Below are 15,115 nucleotides of genomic sequence, written 5' to 3' on the forward strand. Positions count from 1 at the left end.
AGGCGGTGTTGCACGCGACGATCAGGGCGTCCGGCCGGTGGGCGGCGGCGGCGCGGGCCACGGTCAGGGCGCGGGCGGTGACGTCCTCGGGGGTGCGCGGGCCCCAGGGCATGGAGCCCGGGTCGGAGGAGACGACCAGCTCGGCGTCGGGCCGCAGTCGGCGAACGGCGGCCGCTGCCGCCAGCAGGCCGATTCCGGAGTCCATGAGCGCGATCTTCACCCGGTCACCCTAGCCGACAGCCCTTGGGGACCGGGCTCAGTGGGGCAGACTGCGGCGAATGAGCGCCGTTGCCTGGATCGCCGTGGGTTCGCTGATCGCGTGGGGGTGGCTGCTGCTGGGGCAGGGCTTCTACTGGCGGACCGACCAGCGGCTGCCCCGGCTCACCGACCCGGTGAGCTGGCCGTCGGTGGCGGTGGTCGTACCGGCCCGCGACGAGGCGGACATGCTGCCGGTGAGCCTGCCCTCGCTGCTGGTCCAGGACTATCCGGGCGAAGCGTGGATCATCCTGGTCGACGACTGCTCCGGCGACGGCACCGGGCGGCTGGCCCGGGAGCTGGGCGGACGGTTCGGCGGCCTTCCGCTGACCGTCGTGGAGCCCGGGGAGCCGGAGGCGGGCTGGACCGGCAAGCTCTGGGCCCTGCGGCACGGCATCGCGCTGGCCCGGCGGCGGAAGCCGGACTTCCTGCTGCTGACGGACGCGGACATCGCGCACGAGCCGGACAGCCTGCGCAATCTGGTGGCCGCGGCGGGCACCGAGGGTCCGGACGGCTTCGATCTGGTGTCGCAGATGGCGCGGCTGCGGGTGGAGAGCTTCTGGGAGCGGCTGGTGGTCCCGGCGTTCGTCTACTTCTTCGGGCAGCTCTACCCGTTCCGCCGGGTGAACCGGGCCCGGTCGCGGACGGCGGCCGCGGCGGGCGGCTGTGTGCTGCTGCGGACACAGGCCGCCGAGCGGGCGCGGATCCCGGAGTCGATCCGGCAGGCGGTGATCGACGACGTGTCGCTGGCCCGTCAGGTGCGGGGCGCCGGCGGCCGGATCTGGCTGGGGCTCGCGGACCGGGTGGACAGCGTGCGGCCGTATCCGCGGCTGAAGCACCTGTGGCGGATGGTGGCGCGCAGCGCCTACGCGCAGCTGCGGCACAGTCCGCTGCTGCTGGCGGGGACGGTACCGGGGCTCCTGCTCGTGTACGTGGCACCGCCCGCGACCCTGGTGGCGGGGCTGGCGACGGGCGACGGGGCGGCGGCCTGGGCGGGGGGCGCGGCCTGGGCGGTGATGACGGCGACGTATCTGCCGATGCTCTCCTACTACCGGCAGTCGCTGTGGCTCGGGCCGCTGCTGCCGTTCACGGCGGCCCTGTACCTGCTGATGACGGTGGACTCGGCGGTGCAGCACTACCGGGGCCGGGGGGCCGCCTGGAAGGGACGCACCTACGCCCGGCCCGATCCGGACGGAACGCCCGAGGCCGCGCCCGGCCGGTGACACCCCGCGGACACGGGTGCCGGGGCCGGCCGGGCGGCGGGGCGATCACGCGCCGGTCACGCGCGGCTCACACGTGACTCCCCGGTCACTTGCGGCCGGGGGTCCAGTTCATGCCCCAGCCGTAGGCGGCGTCGATGGTGCGCTGCGGGCTGACCCCGCGGTCGGGTACGAGGTAACGGGCCTCGCGCTGCACGGTGAGGTCACCGCCGTTGTTGGTGATCAGTGCGAGCGCGCAGACCGTGGAGGGCACGGTGCATTCGTCGAGGGAGAAGTCGATCGCCGCGCCGTTCTGCGGCTGGAGGGTCACCGTGGCGTTCAGATCCGCGAAACTCCGCGCGCCTTCGTAGATGGTGACGAAGATCAGTACGCGGCGGAGCAGGTCCTTGCGGTCGAGGTTGACGGTCATGTTCTCACCGGTGGAGACCGCACCGGTGCGGTCGTCGCCGTCGAGATGGATGAAGGGCGGCTGGTTCAGTGAACCGAAGGCGTTGCCGAGGGCCTGCACCACTCCCTTGCGCCCGTCGGTGAGTTCGTACAGCGCGCAGAGATCGAGGTCCAGGTCTCCGTGCATGGCGACGGCCCGGCCGAGTTTCGCTCCCCAGCCCTTGAACTGCTTGCGCACCTGCCAGTTGAGGTTGACCCGGAGCGCGCCGGAGGTGCCGCCCTGCTTGGCGAGGGAGACGGACGGCGCCTCCTTCGTCAGCGTCACCTTGGACAGCCGCACGGGCTGTGCGGGCGCGGGGGCGGGCGGTACGGGAGGTGCCACCGGGGCGGGCGGGGCGGCGTGGACGACCGGGGCGGGCGCCGGGGGCGCGGGCGGAGTGGGCGCCGGGGCGGGGGCGGGCTGCGACGGTGGGGGCGCGGGGGCCTGCTGCGGTTCGTCGACGGAGATGCCGAAGTCCGTCGCGAGGCCCTCCAGCCCGGTGCTGTAGCCCTGCCCGACCGCGCGGAACTTCCAGGCGCCCTGGCGCCGGTACAGCTCGCCCAGGATGAACGCGGTCTCGACCGTGGCGTCCGTGGAGTCGAAGCGGGCCAGCTCGGCGCCGCCCGCCGCGTCGACGATCCGTACGTACAGCCCGCTCACCCGGCCGAAGGCGCCGCCGTCCGCCGATGCGGCGAGGACGACGCGGTCGATCGCCGGCTCGACCTTGCCGAAGTCGACGAGGAGGGTGTCGGTGACCCCGTCGCCGGCGGTCCGCTTGCCCTCGTGGCGGACGGCACCGGAGGCGTGGGCCGGCTGGTTGTAGAAGACGAAGTCGGCGTCGTCGCGGACCTTCCCCGACACCAACAGGAGTGCGGAGCCGTCGACATCGGGGCTGCCGGCGGCGGACCGCCACCCCAGTTCGACGCGCACGGTGCCCGCCGGCACCGGAACGTTGGTTCCCTTTTGCATGGTCATGCTCGCCCCCATCACGGTTCCGGCTGCCCGCAGGCCTTCCCCCACAACCTAATCCCTCCGCCGAGCGGCCACCGGAGCGGTCCGGCGGCTACGTGTCGCCCGTGTGGGGGCGCAGGACCATGAGTGAGTCCTCCGAGGTCGCGACCATGGCGAAGGGGAAGCGGTCGAGCTCCAGGCAGAGTGCGATGTCATCGGGGTGGACCCCCTGACGCACGCCCTCCGCCAGCTCGACGGCGGCGCGCGACTCGGCGGCGCGGTGGAGGAACCCGGCCGCGTCCGTCCCGGTCCCGGTGGCCCTGCGGGCGATGTACTGAGCGCACGCCAGGTCTTCGTCGGCGCGCCCGTCCTCGCCGGTGACCACGAACGTGACCTCGTCGTGCGCGCGTGCCCGCAGGAGGCGAGCCGTGGCCTCCGCCACCACGAAACTGGCACACAGCACCAGCGACGCCTCCTTGACCGCCAGGGCGCCGACCGTCCCCGCCGTGGTCTTCTGCACGACGGTCCGTCCGCCGAGATCGATGGAGCGCAGCAGACCCGGCGAGTTGACGGTGTCGAACCCGGGGGCGGGCGGACCGTCCTTGAGCGCCACCCAGTCGGGGTGGCACGCCTTGAGCGCCAGGGCTTCGTCCGGCGACTCGGCGAGCACGATCTTCTCCGCCCCCTGGGCGAAGGCCCAGGCCGCCACCGTGAAGGCACGCATGACATCGACCACGACCGCGACGGGCGGAACCCCGACCAGTTCGGGTATGCCGAGGAAACGAGTTTTCATCCGATCATGGTCCCACGCGCCACGACGCGGGAGGTGGTCCTTGCGTTCGGCCATCGCCGGGGGTTCGCGGGCCGCGATCGGCGGCGCCGGAACAACCGTGCATCCGCGAGCGGTTCGCCGTCCCGGCATTTGACCGACGGGGAATCCGGCGGAGTCGATCACGCTTCTCCGAACGCCGTCGCACAACTCCTCGGCGGCCCCTGCTGTGAGTTAAACGCTGCGATTAGCCGGCCCGGTCCGAAGAGCGTCGTGCGGTTCGAACTCTGTCTCCTTCTACCGGACATGTGGCCCGGCGCCGCCGCCGGCCGGCCCGGGGAGGCCGAGAGCGCGCGCGAGGGCGGCTGTGGGGGGGAGCCTGATGGCCCGGCAGGTATCCGCAGGGCCAGGCGTTCGCCAGGGTGAGGAAGCCGGTCAGGCCCCGCTCGGCACCGGTCAGCAGGCGGCGGGGTCCGGACGCGTGCAGCTCGATCACCGGGCTGTCGCCCTGCTCGGCGTCGACGGTGAGCCGGGCGGTGTCACCGAGGCGACCGGCGAGGCGGGCTCGTGACCGAATCCGAGCAGGCCGCCGTGGTCGGCCGGCCGGTGCCGGCCGGTGCCGGCCGCGCCACTCCTCCGGCCCGTCACAGCACCCGGCCGAGAGGTGACGCCCGTGGAGTGGTCGACGACCCGCGGGCCGCCGGCGGCGAAAAGGCGGTCGAAGGTCAGCGGTCCGTGGAGGAGTGCGTCGGTGAAGTGTTCCTTGTCCCGTGCCCGTATCGCCTTCCGACGAGCCCGGACCGTATGTTCCGGGCAGCGGGTCCGCCGCCGCTCTTCGTAACCCGCCCGCCACTTCTCGTCAACAATGGCACCCCTGCGGGGAAAGCCCTCCGATAGGGGCGGGATTAGCGATGTTTTGGCAGTTCAGGCGCGCAGAACCAGCGTAAAACGGATGACCCCAAGATGGGGGCTCCCCAATCGGCACATCGTGGGCTTAACTTAGGTGCCATGACCTCCCCTCGCTCCGCCTTCGGCGGCGGCTACTACGCCGCGTCGTTCCCCGACACTCCGATCTACGACTCCCTGGTCGCGGAGCGGGGCACCCCGCAGATCGCGCCGATCCGCGTCCCTGCCGCGTACGACACGTCCAGCAGCTATCTGCCGGCCCTGCCGTCCGCGCTGCCGGCCCTTCCCGCGGCCCCCTCGCAGCCCGTCGGCTCCTACGGCTACCCGCAGCAGCAGCCGGTGCCGCAGTACCAGCAGGCCCCCGCGCAGCACGCGCCGATGCACCCCGCCGGGCTGCAGAACGCGCCGGCGCCGTACATCCCGCAGCAGCCCTCGGCGGTCCGCGGCTATCCGCAGCAGCCCCAGCCGCAGCGCCCCGCGCCCGGCACCGGGTACGAGTCGATGCGCCCGGCCTCGCCGCGGCCCGCGCCGGCCCCGTCGCCGTACGAGGACCCGTACAACCGGCCGTACCAGGGCCGGGGGTACTGACCCCTCCCCCCACACGGGTCCCGCGAGGAAAACCGGGCGTACGCGTACGGGAGTGACTGGCAGGATGGGCCCATGGCCTCTCCTGTGCTCCGCTCCCTCCACGTGTACCCGGTCAAATCGCTGGGAGTCCAGACATCCGACGAGGTCGCCGTCGAGCCATGGGGACTCGACGGCGACCGCCGCTGGATGCTGGTCGACAAGGCGGCCCGGGTCATCACGCAACGTCAGCAGCCGGTCATGGCGCGGATCTCCGCGGTGCTGCTGCCCGGCGGCGGGATCGCCCTCTCCGCCCCGGGCCATCCGCCGCTGCGGGTGGCCGTGCCGGGGCCGGAGCGCCTGGTCAGCGTGGAGCTGCACCGGGACACCGTCACGGTCGCCGAGGCGGCGGCCGAGGCGCACACCTGGTTCAGCGAGGTCCTGGGTTCCCAGGCCAAGCTCGTGCACCTCGACGACCCGGCGCGCCGCAGGCACGTCGACCCCGAGTACGCGCGCCCCGGGGACATGGTCTCCTTCGCCGACGGCTATCCGCTGCTGCTGACCACCACGGCCTCGCTCGACGCCCTCAACGACCTCGTCGCGGCGGGCGACCGGCCGCACGAGGGGCCGCTGCCCATGGACCGCTTCCGGCCCAACGTCGTGGTCGACTCCACCGAGGCGTGGGAGGAGGACAGCTGGCGGCGGATCGCCATCGGCGATGTGCACTTCTCCGTGGTGAAGCCCTGCGGCCGCTGCGTGATCACCACCACCGACCAGCGGACCGCCGAGCGCGGCAGGGAGCCGCTGCTCACCCTGGCCCGCCACCGCAGGGTCGACAAGCAGCTGCTCTTCGGCCAGAACCTGATTCCGGACGGGACCGGGGTGCTGCGGGTCGGGGATCCCGTCAAGATCCTGGACTGAGGACGGAAAGAGGACACGGGGGTGGGGGCGGTGCGGGGAGCCCTGCGGTGGCGGGGCAGCCCGCTGTGGCGCGCCACCGACCGCCGGGAGGCGTGGGTGACGCTCGGCGCGCTGGTGTCGCTCGCGCTGGGGGCGCCGGCGGCCGGGTGGGCGTGCGGTGTGCTCGCCGACGCCTCGCTCCGGCAGGAGATACGGGCCCAGCACGAGGAGCGGCGGCCCGTCACCGCGGTCGTGGTGGCCCGGGTCCCGGCGACGCAGCGGTTCGCCGGGGACCCGGGCGCCGGGTCGGGGCGCACCTCGGTGACGGCGGTCTGGCGGGCACCGGACGGCACCCCGCGCACCGGGGAGGTCACCCCCGCGTCGGGGGCCGGGGAGCCCGGTACGCCGGTGCGGATCTGGACGGACGGCGCGGGGCTCCCCGTACCACCGCCGATGGACCCGGGCGCGGCCCGTACGCACGCGGTGCTCGGCGGTGCCGGTGCGTTCCTGCTCGTCGCCGGGTGCGTCGAGGCGGGCCGGCGGCTGATCGTCGGGCGCATGGTGCGGAGGCGGTACGCGCTCTGGGACCGGGAGTGGGCCGAGGCGGGAGGGGACTGGGGCCGGGCCGGAACGGGCGGCTGACGGCGGGCGGGAGCGGCGGCCGCCCCTGCCCTGGCGCCCGACGCGTCCTCCACCGCGCCCGGTACGTCCCCCACCGCGCCCGGTTTGTCGGGGACCGCCCGGGGCCGGCGACAGCGTCCCGGCACCCCGACTCGTCAACTCCCGCCCCTCCCGCGCGCTACGGTGGTCCGACCGCGTCCGTCTCCCCGGCAGGCGGGCGGGCGGACCCGAGGCATCGCACAGCACGAGGTGGGGGCAGAGCAACTCCATGGCACAGGGCACGGTCCAGGTGACGCACACCGGCACATCGCGATGGCGCCGCCGCACGGGCGAGTACGCCTCCCTTTCGGCGGCCCTGGAAGCGGCGGCCGACGGGGACGTCCTCACCGTCGCGCCCGGGACCTACCGGGAGAACCTCGTCGTCCACCGCGCGGTGACGCTGCGCGGCCCCGAGGGGTCGGTCGGCTCGGTGCGGATCGCGCCGGTCGACGGCGTACCGCTGACGGTGCGCGCCTCCGCGATCATCCAGGATCTGCACATCGAGGGGCAGGACTCCGCCGCCCCGGCCCTGCTGGTGGAGGACGGCACCCCCGAGTTCACCGATCTGCGGATCGTGACGCGGTCCGCCGCCGGTATCGAGGTACGGGGAGCGGCCCGGCCCACCGTGCGGCGCTGCACCGTCGACAATCCGGCCGGGGTCGGCATCGCCGTACTGGACGGGGCCGGCGGGGTCTTCGAGGAGTGCGAGATCGTCTCGGCCGGGCAGTCCGGCGTCTCGGTCCGCGACGGGGGCCACCCCCGCCTGGACCGCTGCCGCGTCCACCACGCCTCCGGCGCGGGCATCGGCGTCACCGGCGAGGGCAGCGGTCTGGAGGCGATCGGCTGCGAGGTGTACGAGATCAGGGGCAGCGGCGTCCAGGTCACCGCCCGCGCCACCGCGCACCTCACCGACTGCACCGTGCACCGCACTTCGGGCGACGGCGTCACGCTGGACACCGACGCGGTGCTGACGCTCGCCGACTGCGACATCCACGACATACCGGAGAACGCGATCGACCTGCGGTCGCGTTCGGTGCTCACGCTGACCCGTTCCACGGTCCGCCGCTTCGGCCGCAACGGCCTCTCCGTCTGGGACCCGGGCACCCGCGCGGACGCCGACCAGTGCGAGATCCACGACAGTACGGGCGACTACCCGGCGGTCTGGGTCAGTGACGGGGCGACGGTGATACTGGACGCCTGCCGGGTCCACGACGTGCCGGACGCCCTCTTCGTCCTGGACCGGGGTTCGCGCGCCGACGTGGTGGACAGCGACCTCTTCCAGATCCGCAACACCGCCGTCTCCGTGAGCGACGGCGCCACCGCCCAGCTGGACGACTGCCGGATCCGGGAGGCCTCCACCGGCGCCTGGTTCCGCGACCACGGCAGCGGCGGCACGCTGAACAACTGCACCATCGACACGGCCCAGACCGGGGTCATCGTCACCAAGGGCGCCGACCCCGTCATCCAGCGGTGCACGGTCACCAACTCCGCCGAGGCCGGGTTCTACGTCTCCGCCGAGGGCCGGGGCACCTTCGACAGCTGCCGGGTGACGGGCAGCGAGGGGTACGGCTTCCACGTCATGGACGGCTGCCGCACCACGCTGACCCGCTGCCGCACCGAGCGGTGCGCCCGGGGCGGTTACGAGTTCGCCGAGGGCGGCGCCGCGGCGGGCGACGGTTCCGGGGCGTCCGGCCCGGTGGTCACGGACTGCACGAGCGACGAGAGCTCTCTGCGTACGGCACCGGCTCCGGCCCCCGCCGTGCTGACGGCCACCCGGTCGACGCCCGGCCTGCTCTCCACGGTGCCCGACCGGCGGGCCGGGGAACCCGAGCCGGTGGCTCCGGCCGCCGAGCCGGCCCGTGACTCCGCGGCGGTCCTGGGTGAACTGGACGCGCTGGTGGGCCTGGAGAACGTCAAGCGCGAGGTGCGGGCGCTGACCGACATGATCGAGGTGGGCCGCCGCCGTCAGGAGGCCGGGCTCAAGGCCGCCTCCGTCCGCCGCCACCTCGTCTTCACCGGCTCCCCCGGTACGGGCAAGACCACGGTCGCCCGGCTGTACGGGGAGATCCTGGCCTCCCTCGGGGTGCTGGAGCGCGGGCACCTGGTCGAGGTGTCCCGGGTGGACCTGGTCGGGGAGCACATCGGCTCGACGGCGATCCGGACCCAGGAGGCGTTCGACCGGGCGCGCGGCGGGGTGCTCTTCGTGGACGAGGCGTACGCCCTCTCCCCCGAGGACTCCGGGCGCGACTTCGGCCGGGAGGCCATCGACACGCTGGTGAAGCTGATGGAGGACCACCGGGACGCGGTGGTGGTGATCGTCGCCGGCTACACCCACGAGATGGAGCGGTTCCTCACCGTCAACCCCGGGGTGGCCTCCCGTTTCTCGCGGACCATCACCTTCGGCGACTACCTCCCCGAGGAGCTGCTGCGGATCGTCGAGCAGCAGACCGAGGAGCACGAGTACAGCCTGGCGGAGGGGACCGGGGAGGCGCTGCTGAAGTATTTCACCGCGCTCCCCAAGGGCCCCGCCTTCGGCAACGGCCGCACCGCCCGGCAGACCTTCGAGTCGATGGTGGAGCGGCACGCGGGCCGGGTCGCCCAGTTCGCCGAGACGAGCACGGACGACCTGACCCTGCTCTACCCGGAGGACCTCCCGGAGCTCTTCTGAAACTTCCCTCCGCTCTCCGCCTGCCGGGGCAGCCGTGGGCCCAGCTCTTCGAGGAGGGCGGTCCGTTCCTGTGCGAAGACCGGGTCGGCCTGGTAGTCGGAGTGGCCCAGGATCGGTTCGGGCAGCGGGAGCGCGGTGGTACGCCCGTACGCCAGCGGGTCCCGCAGCGGCCCCCGGTCGACGCCGGGGTCGGGGTCGGCGCTCAGCCGGACGGGCCCGCCGATCGGGTCGGTGGCCCGGTAGAGGTTGCGCCAGCAGTGCACCGAGCGGTTCAGCCCTAGCAGGGGTAAGGCCCCGAAGTAGGCCGGGAACCAGCGCCCGTACAGCCGCTCGATCGGGGAGCCGTAGGTGAGCAGCCCGACCCGGCGGCGGGCCGTGTCGGGGAGCTGCCAGACCGCGGCGGCCGCCAGGACGCTGCCCTGCGAGTGGCCCGAGATGATGAGCCGGCCCCGGGTGGTCGCCGTCCAGGCGCACATCCGCGATGCCAGGTCGGGGACGGCGCGCTCGGCGTAGCAGGGGGGCGCGAAGGGGTGGGCGGCGCGCGGCCAGAAGGTGCCCACGTCCCAGAGGATGCCGATGGTGCGGCGGGCGGAGGCGTCCCGGTAGGCGCGGCGCCCGCTCGCGACGAACAGTATGAAGCCGAAGCCGATCAGCCAGGAGCCGGTCGACTGGGCGGCCTCGGCGATCGATTCGACGGGGGCGGCGGCCCCGTCCGACGCGAGGCCGGGCACCTCTCCGCTAACCCAGGAGCCCACGATGGCCGCCGCGCCGAGGAACAGGGTGGCGGCGGAGACCACGCCGACGATCCAGGGCGCCGAGTCGGTGAGGGCGGCGGTGGCGCGGATGCGGGCGATGCGCCGGGTGCGGGCGCGGTCGGGCGGCTCGGGGGCGTACTCCGCCTCGATGTCCGGTCCCATGCGGCGGGCCCGGCGCGCGGTGCGGACGACCAGGTAGAGCACGGGGGCGAGCAGCAGGAGCAGCAGCACCGGGATGACGGAGGCCTGCCAGCTGAGCAGGATGGGCGGGCCCTCGATGATCGAGCCGCGCCCCATGCCCGGGGTGCCGGGGCCGTCCAGCCAGTCGGCGACCCGCTGGGCCACGCCGCCGGTCATCACCCCGCCCAGGGCGCAGGCGAGCATGGCGACGGACGGGCCGCCGAGGCCGTACAGCGTGGTGCGGGGTTCGGGGGTGCGCCGGTAGAGGCTGCGGGCGACCAGCGCGAGGATCACGACGAGGAGGCCCTGGCCGAGGGCGAGCAGCCGGAAGGCCGTCTCGCCGGGCAGGCTGCCGGCGGACTGCCACGCCGGGCGCGACCACCCGGCGTGCAGGACGGCGAGGCCGAGCAGGGCGAGCGCCGAGCCCGGCAGGTACGTGATGAGGGCGCCGTCGAGACGCGTGTCGCGGGCGCGTTCGCTGCGGCCCCGGCGGCAGACGACCCAGACGGCCACCACGGCGCAGAGCACGATGGCGCCTTCGATGACCGCCCCGAACACCTGCGGCACCGGGCTGTCGGCGGTCCGGTCGTGGCGGGCGGCGGCGCCGGTGACGGCCGCGGCGACGGTGAGGAAGCCCGCGGCGGTGTGCGCGGCGCGGAGCCGGGCGACGAGCCGGCGGCCGTACCAGAAACCGGGCCTGCTGAGCGCCGGGGGGACCGGGGGCACGGGGGCCGGGCCGTCGTCGGCGTCCGGGGCGCCGGGCCCGTGGGCCTCCTCCGTCCCGTCGGGGTCGCACGCGTCGGCGTCCGTGGCGTCCAGGGGGCTCTGGGACTCGTAGGCGCTCCAGGTCCGGTTGGAGAGGTACCACAGGAGCCCCACCAGGGCGGCGGGCACGGTGGCGGCGAGGGCGAGACGCCGTCCGGGCTGGGACCACCAGCCGCCCTGCCCGCTCGACAGGAAGCCGAGCCAGGACCGCCGCCCGGAGCACTCGGGGACACCCGCGCACTGCCAGGCCACCAGGTCCAGCGCGACCTCGCAGGCGGCCGCGGTGAGCAGCACGGTGAGGCTGAGCGCGACGAGCCGCACCAGCACGCCGTACAGCCGGACCGCGCGGGTGCGGCCGGTGGCGGTGGGGCGCATCCAGTGGGCGAGGTTGACCACCATAAACGGCAGGAGCAGCAGCCACAGGGCGCGGGAGCCGTTGCCCGAGGTGAGCCCCGACCAGCAGTAGGCCTCGGCGACGGGCTCGTCCCGGTAGCGCTCTGGGTGCTTCTCGCCGTGGGCGTCCTCGGTGCGCCGGTACACGGCGGCGGTCGCGTCCCCGGTGACCCGGACGGTACGGGGATCGCCGAGCATCTCCTGCGGGGTGGCGCCTCCGACGCCGTGGACCAGCAGTTCCAGCGCTGCCCCGGTGTTCCGCGGAGGTGGCGGCGGGGGCGGGATGGCAGGAGCCAAGGGGGGACTCTCTCTCGGGCGCGCCGGCCTCGCGGGCCGGCAAAGACATGACAGGGGTCGGACAGGAGGCACTCGGAGAGCGGTGGACTCCGGCCCGTGGCCCGGCCTCAGGATCACGGAGGCGGGGCGCGTGCGTGAGCGGTCTCACGGAATCTCCCCAGGTGGTACGCCGGACATGCCTGCGTGGCAGGATGAGCGTGTGCCGCAGGCCGCTGCGGGACCGTGGGGCAGAGGGAAGGACCGGGCACCGGCGTTGAGCGAGAATCAGAACCTGCTCGCGGAGCAGCGACGTTCCCTGATCCTCGACGAGGTGCGCCGGCGCGGCGGGGTCCGGGTCAACGAGCTGACCCGCAGGCTGAACGTCTCCGACATGACGATCCGTCGGGACCTGGACGCGCTGGCCCGCCAGGGGGTCGTCGAGAAGGTCCACGGCGGTGCCGTCCCCGTGGTCGAGGCGAGCACCCACGAGCCCGGCTTCGAGGCGAAGTCGGCCCTGGAGCTGAGCGCCAAGGAGGACATCGCGCGGACGGCGGCGGCGATGGCCCAGCCCGGCAGCGCGATCGCCCTCTCGGGCGGTACGACGACCTACGCGCTGGCCCGCCACCTGCTGGACGTACCGGATCTGACGGTGGTGACCAACTCGGTGCGGGTGGCCGACGTGTTCCACGACGCGCAGCGTCCGGCGGCCGGCCGGGGGGCGCGGCCGGGGACGGCGACGGTGGTGCTGACGGGCGGGGTACGGACCCCTTCGGACTCGCTGGTCGGGCCGGTCGCGGACCGGGCCATCGACTCCCTCCACTTCGACCTGCTCTTCCTCGGCGTGCACGGGATCTCCGCCGAGGCCGGTCTGTCGACCCCCAACCTCGCCGAGGCCGAGACCAACCGCCGCTTCGTCCGGTCGGCCCGCCGGGTCGTGGTGGTGGCCGACCACACCAAGTGGGGGACGGTGGGGCTGAGTTCCTTCGCCACGCTGGACGAGGTGGACGCCTTCGTGACGGACGCGGGGCTGGCCCCCGGGGTGCGCGAGGAGATCGGCGAGCATCTGCCGGGCCTGGTGGTGGCGGGCGGGTCACCCGAGGAGACCGCGACCCCCGGCTGACCCGGGGCACGGTGGGCCTCACGCCGATGAGGTGGGGGGTGGCTGTCCAGGGTGTGACGGCCCGCGGGTGCGACTGTCCGGTGTGAAGGCCGGTATGTGAGGGCCCGGGGTGTGGCTGTCCGCATTCCGTTCGGGTCGCCGTCCGGCCGTGACGTCCTAGGATCGGGGGATGGCCGTCTTCCGGATCGAGCGCTTCTCCCCCCTCCCCGCAGCCGAGGCCTGGCGGCGGGTGACCGACTGGGAACGGCACACCGCGCACGTCCCGTTGACCGCCGCCTCGGTGGAGGGCGGGGCGCCGACCAGGGTCGGCACGGTCTTCACCGCGCGTACGGGGGTCGGGCCGCTGGCCTTCGACGATCCGATGGAAGTGGTCCGCTGGACGCCGCCCGCCGCCGGTCGGGCCGGTGCCTGCCTGCTGGAGAAGCGCGGGTCCGTGGTGCTGGGCCGGGCCTCGATCGACGTACTGCCGACGCATTCCGGTTCCCATGTGGTGTGGGTGGAGGAGCTGCGGGTGCGGCTGGTGCCGCGGTGGGGCGATCCGCTCCTGGCCTCCGCGGGGCGGCGGCTCTTCGGCAGGGTGCTGGACCAGCTGCTGGCCGCGCCGGACGGCCGGGGGAACGGCTGAGGCCGCCGGCCGGCCGGGAAGCCGGAGCGGACGGGGTCACTGCGCCGTACGGAGGCCTCGTACCGCCCCCGTCCGCGATCCGGTGCCAGACTCGGACAGGTGACGGATCTTCCTGAGGAACCCGGTGTACGCGATCCCTCCGACGAGGTGGCCCTGCGCTGTCTGGTCACCGGTGCCACCGGTTACATCGGTGGGAGACTGGTGCCCGCCCTGCTCGACGCCGGCCACCAGGTCCGCGCGCTGGCCCGGACCCCGCAGAAGCTGCGCGACCACCCCTGGGCGGAGCGGGTCGAGGTGGTGCGCGGCGACGTCACCGACGCCGACTCGCTGACGGAGGCGATGCGGGACGTCGACGTGGCGTACTACCTGGTGCACGCGCTCGGCTCCGGTTCGGGCTTCGAGGAGACCGACCGCAGGGCGGCCCGGAACTTCGGCGAGCGGGCGCACGCGGCCGGGGTGCGGCGCATCGTCTACCTGGGCGGGCTGACCCCGGCCGGGGTGGAGGAGAAGGAGCTGTCGCCGCACCTGCGTTCGCGGGCCGAGGTGGGGCGGATCCTGCTGGACTCCGGGGTGCCGACGGCGGTGCTGCGGGCGGCGGTCGTGATCGGTTCGGGGTCGGCCTCGTTCGAGATGCTGCGCTATCTGACCGAGCGGCTGCCGGTGATGGTCACCCCGAGCTGGGTCTCGACCCGGATCCAGCCCGTGGCCGTACGGGATGTGATCCGGTACCTGGTGGCGAGCGCCACCCTGCCGCCCGAGGTCAGCCGGACCTTCGACATCGGCGGCCCGGACATCATGACGTACCGGGACATGATGCAGGGCTACGCCCGGGTGGCGGGGCTGCCGCGGCGGCTGATCCTGCCGGTCCCCGTCCTCACCCCGACGCTCTCCAGCCACTGGATCGGCCTGGTCACCCCGGTCCCCCGGTCGATCGCCCGGCCGCTGGCGGAGTCGCTGCGCCACGAGGTGGTCTGCCAGGAGCACGACATCGTGCGGTACGTCCCCGATCCGCCCGAGGGTCCGATCGGCTTCGACCGGGCCCTGGGGCTCGCCCTCCAGCGGATCAAGGACGCCCAGGTGGACACCCGCTGGTCCTCCGCCTCGCTGCCGGGTGCGCCGAGCGACCCGCTGCCCACCGACCCGGAGTGGTCGGGCGGCAGCCTCTACCGGGACGAGCGGGAGCTGACCGTGGAGGCGGACCGGGCGGAGCTGTGGCGGGTGATCGAGGGCATCGGCGGCGAGAACGGCTGGTACTCCTTCCCGCTCGCCTGGGCGGTACGCGGCTGGATCGACCGGATCGTCGGCGGGGTGGGGCTGCGGCGCGGGCGGCGGGACGCACACCGGCTGCGGGTCGGGGACTCGCTGGACTTCTGGCGGGTGGAGGAGATCGTGCCGGGCGAACTGCTCCGGCTGCGGGCGGAGATGCGGCTGCCGGGCGCCGCCTGGCTGGAACTGTCGGTCGGCACCGACGACCAGGGGCGCACGCTCTACCGCCAGCGCGCCCTGTACCACCCTCAGGGGCTGCTCGGCCATGCGTACTGGTGGAGCGTGTCGCCGTTCCACGCGGTGGTGTTCGGCGGGATGGCGCGCAACATCGCCGAGGCCGCCAGGACCGCCGCCCGGACGCGGCCTGCGGGGCAGAAGCCGGTGGCCGACAGTGGTACAGACAACTGACGCCCCG

The 15,115-nt window shown here is 74.1% G+C and carries 11 protein-coding genes and 1 pseudogene; 8 read left to right on the forward strand and 4 right to left on the reverse strand.

Annotation, left to right across the window (positions count from 1 at the left end):
- Positions 1 to 220 (reverse strand): annotated as a pseudogene (locus AB0917_RS20120) (glutamate racemase); the annotation flags it as partial.
- A gap of 58 nt (positions 221 to 278) precedes the next feature.
- Between AB0917_RS20120 and AB0917_RS20125 the strand changes: the two are divergent.
- Positions 279 to 1,478 carry a glycosyltransferase gene (locus AB0917_RS20125; protein ID WP_366820950.1) on the forward strand — a complete coding sequence of 400 codons (1,200 nt, stop codon included), beginning with the start codon at positions 279 to 281 and terminating at the stop codon, positions 1,476 to 1,478.
- Positions 1,479 to 1,563: 85 nt separating this feature from the next.
- On the opposite strand, the gene AB0917_RS20130 is transcribed toward AB0917_RS20125, so the two are convergent.
- Positions 1,564 to 2,889 (reverse strand): TerD family protein, encoded by a 1,326-nt coding sequence (locus AB0917_RS20130; protein WP_366820951.1) that lies wholly within the window; start codon positions 2,887 to 2,889, stop codon positions 1,564 to 1,566.
- 76 nt (positions 2,890 to 2,965) lie between these two features.
- Positions 2,966 to 3,646 (reverse strand): 2-phosphosulfolactate phosphatase, encoded by a 681-nt coding sequence (locus AB0917_RS20135; RefSeq protein ID WP_366820952.1) that lies wholly within the window; start codon positions 3,644 to 3,646, stop codon positions 2,966 to 2,968.
- A 984-nt stretch (positions 3,647 to 4,630) separates the two neighbouring features.
- Between AB0917_RS20135 and AB0917_RS20140 the strand changes: the two genes are divergently transcribed.
- The 4 genes from AB0917_RS20140 (at position 4,631) to AB0917_RS20155 (ending at position 9,320) form a co-directional block, all read left to right on the forward strand.
- The gene (locus AB0917_RS20140; RefSeq protein WP_366820953.1) at positions 4,631 to 5,116 is read left to right on the forward strand and encodes a DUF6643 family protein; all 486 of its coding nucleotides are present in this window, start codon (positions 4,631 to 4,633) and stop codon (positions 5,114 to 5,116) included.
- Between the two features lie 72 nt (positions 5,117 to 5,188).
- Positions 5,189 to 6,013, forward strand: coding sequence for an MOSC N-terminal beta barrel domain-containing protein (locus AB0917_RS20145; RefSeq protein ID WP_366820954.1), 825 nt, complete (start codon positions 5,189 to 5,191; stop codon positions 6,011 to 6,013).
- 21 nt (positions 6,014 to 6,034) lie between these two features.
- Positions 6,035 to 6,634 (forward strand): hypothetical protein, encoded by a 600-nt coding sequence (locus tag AB0917_RS20150; RefSeq protein ID WP_366820955.1) that lies wholly within the window; start codon positions 6,035 to 6,037, stop codon positions 6,632 to 6,634.
- Positions 6,635 to 6,881: 247 nt separating this feature from the next.
- On the forward strand, positions 6,882 to 9,320 hold the full coding sequence (locus AB0917_RS20155; RefSeq protein WP_366820956.1) for a right-handed parallel beta-helix repeat-containing protein: 2,439 nt from the start codon (positions 6,882 to 6,884) through the stop codon (positions 9,318 to 9,320).
- On the opposite strand, the gene AB0917_RS20160 is transcribed toward AB0917_RS20155, so the two are convergent.
- Positions 9,290 to 11,710, reverse strand: a complete 2,421-nt coding sequence (locus tag AB0917_RS20160) for a hypothetical protein (RefSeq protein ID WP_366820957.1) — start codon at positions 11,708 to 11,710, stop codon at positions 9,290 to 9,292. The genes AB0917_RS20155 and AB0917_RS20160 overlap by 31 nt on opposite strands.
- A 253-nt stretch (positions 11,711 to 11,963) precedes the next feature.
- On the opposite strand from AB0917_RS20160, the gene AB0917_RS20165 reads away from it, so the two are divergent.
- From AB0917_RS20165 to AB0917_RS20175, 3 genes are all read left to right on the forward strand, one after another.
- Entirely contained in the window at positions 11,964 to 12,809 is an 846-nt protein-coding gene (locus AB0917_RS20165; protein ID WP_366820958.1) for a DeoR/GlpR family DNA-binding transcription regulator, read from the forward strand.
- Positions 12,810 to 12,978: 169 nt separating this feature from the next.
- Positions 12,979 to 13,434 carry an SRPBCC family protein gene (locus tag AB0917_RS20170; RefSeq protein WP_366820959.1) on the forward strand — a complete coding sequence of 152 codons (456 nt, stop codon included), beginning with the start codon at positions 12,979 to 12,981 and terminating at the stop codon, positions 13,432 to 13,434.
- A 99-nt stretch (positions 13,435 to 13,533) separates the two neighbouring features.
- A complete protein-coding gene (locus AB0917_RS20175) occupies positions 13,534 to 15,108 on the forward strand; it encodes an SDR family oxidoreductase (RefSeq protein ID WP_366820960.1) in 1,575 nt (524 codons plus the stop codon).
- Positions 15,109 to 15,115 lie beyond the last annotated feature (7 nt).

The organism is Streptomyces sp. NPDC007346 (assembly GCF_040703535.1).
Classification (GTDB): domain Bacteria; phylum Actinomycetota; class Actinomycetes; order Streptomycetales; family Streptomycetaceae; genus Streptomyces.

Bases quoted from the DNA above. Each gene is read 5' to 3' on its own strand.
- AB0917_RS20125 (WP_366820950.1), top strand. From the start codon at position 279: ATGAGCGCCGTTGCCTGGATCGCCGTGGGTTCGCTGATCGCGTGGGGG.
- AB0917_RS20130 (WP_366820951.1), bottom strand. From the start codon at position 2,889: ATGGGGGCGAGCATGACCATGCAAAAGGGAACCAACGTTCCGGTGCCG.
- AB0917_RS20135 (WP_366820952.1), bottom strand. From the start codon at position 3,646: ATGAAAACTCGTTTCCTCGGCATACCCGAACTGGTCGGGGTTCCGCCC.
- AB0917_RS20140 (WP_366820953.1), top strand. From the start codon at position 4,631: ATGACCTCCCCTCGCTCCGCCTTCGGCGGCGGCTACTACGCCGCGTCG.
- AB0917_RS20145 (WP_366820954.1), top strand. From the start codon at position 5,189: ATGGCCTCTCCTGTGCTCCGCTCCCTCCACGTGTACCCGGTCAAATCG.
- AB0917_RS20155 (WP_366820956.1), top strand. From the start codon at position 6,882: ATGGCACAGGGCACGGTCCAGGTGACGCACACCGGCACATCGCGATGG.
- AB0917_RS20170 (WP_366820959.1), top strand. From the start codon at position 12,979: ATGGCCGTCTTCCGGATCGAGCGCTTCTCCCCCCTCCCCGCAGCCGAG.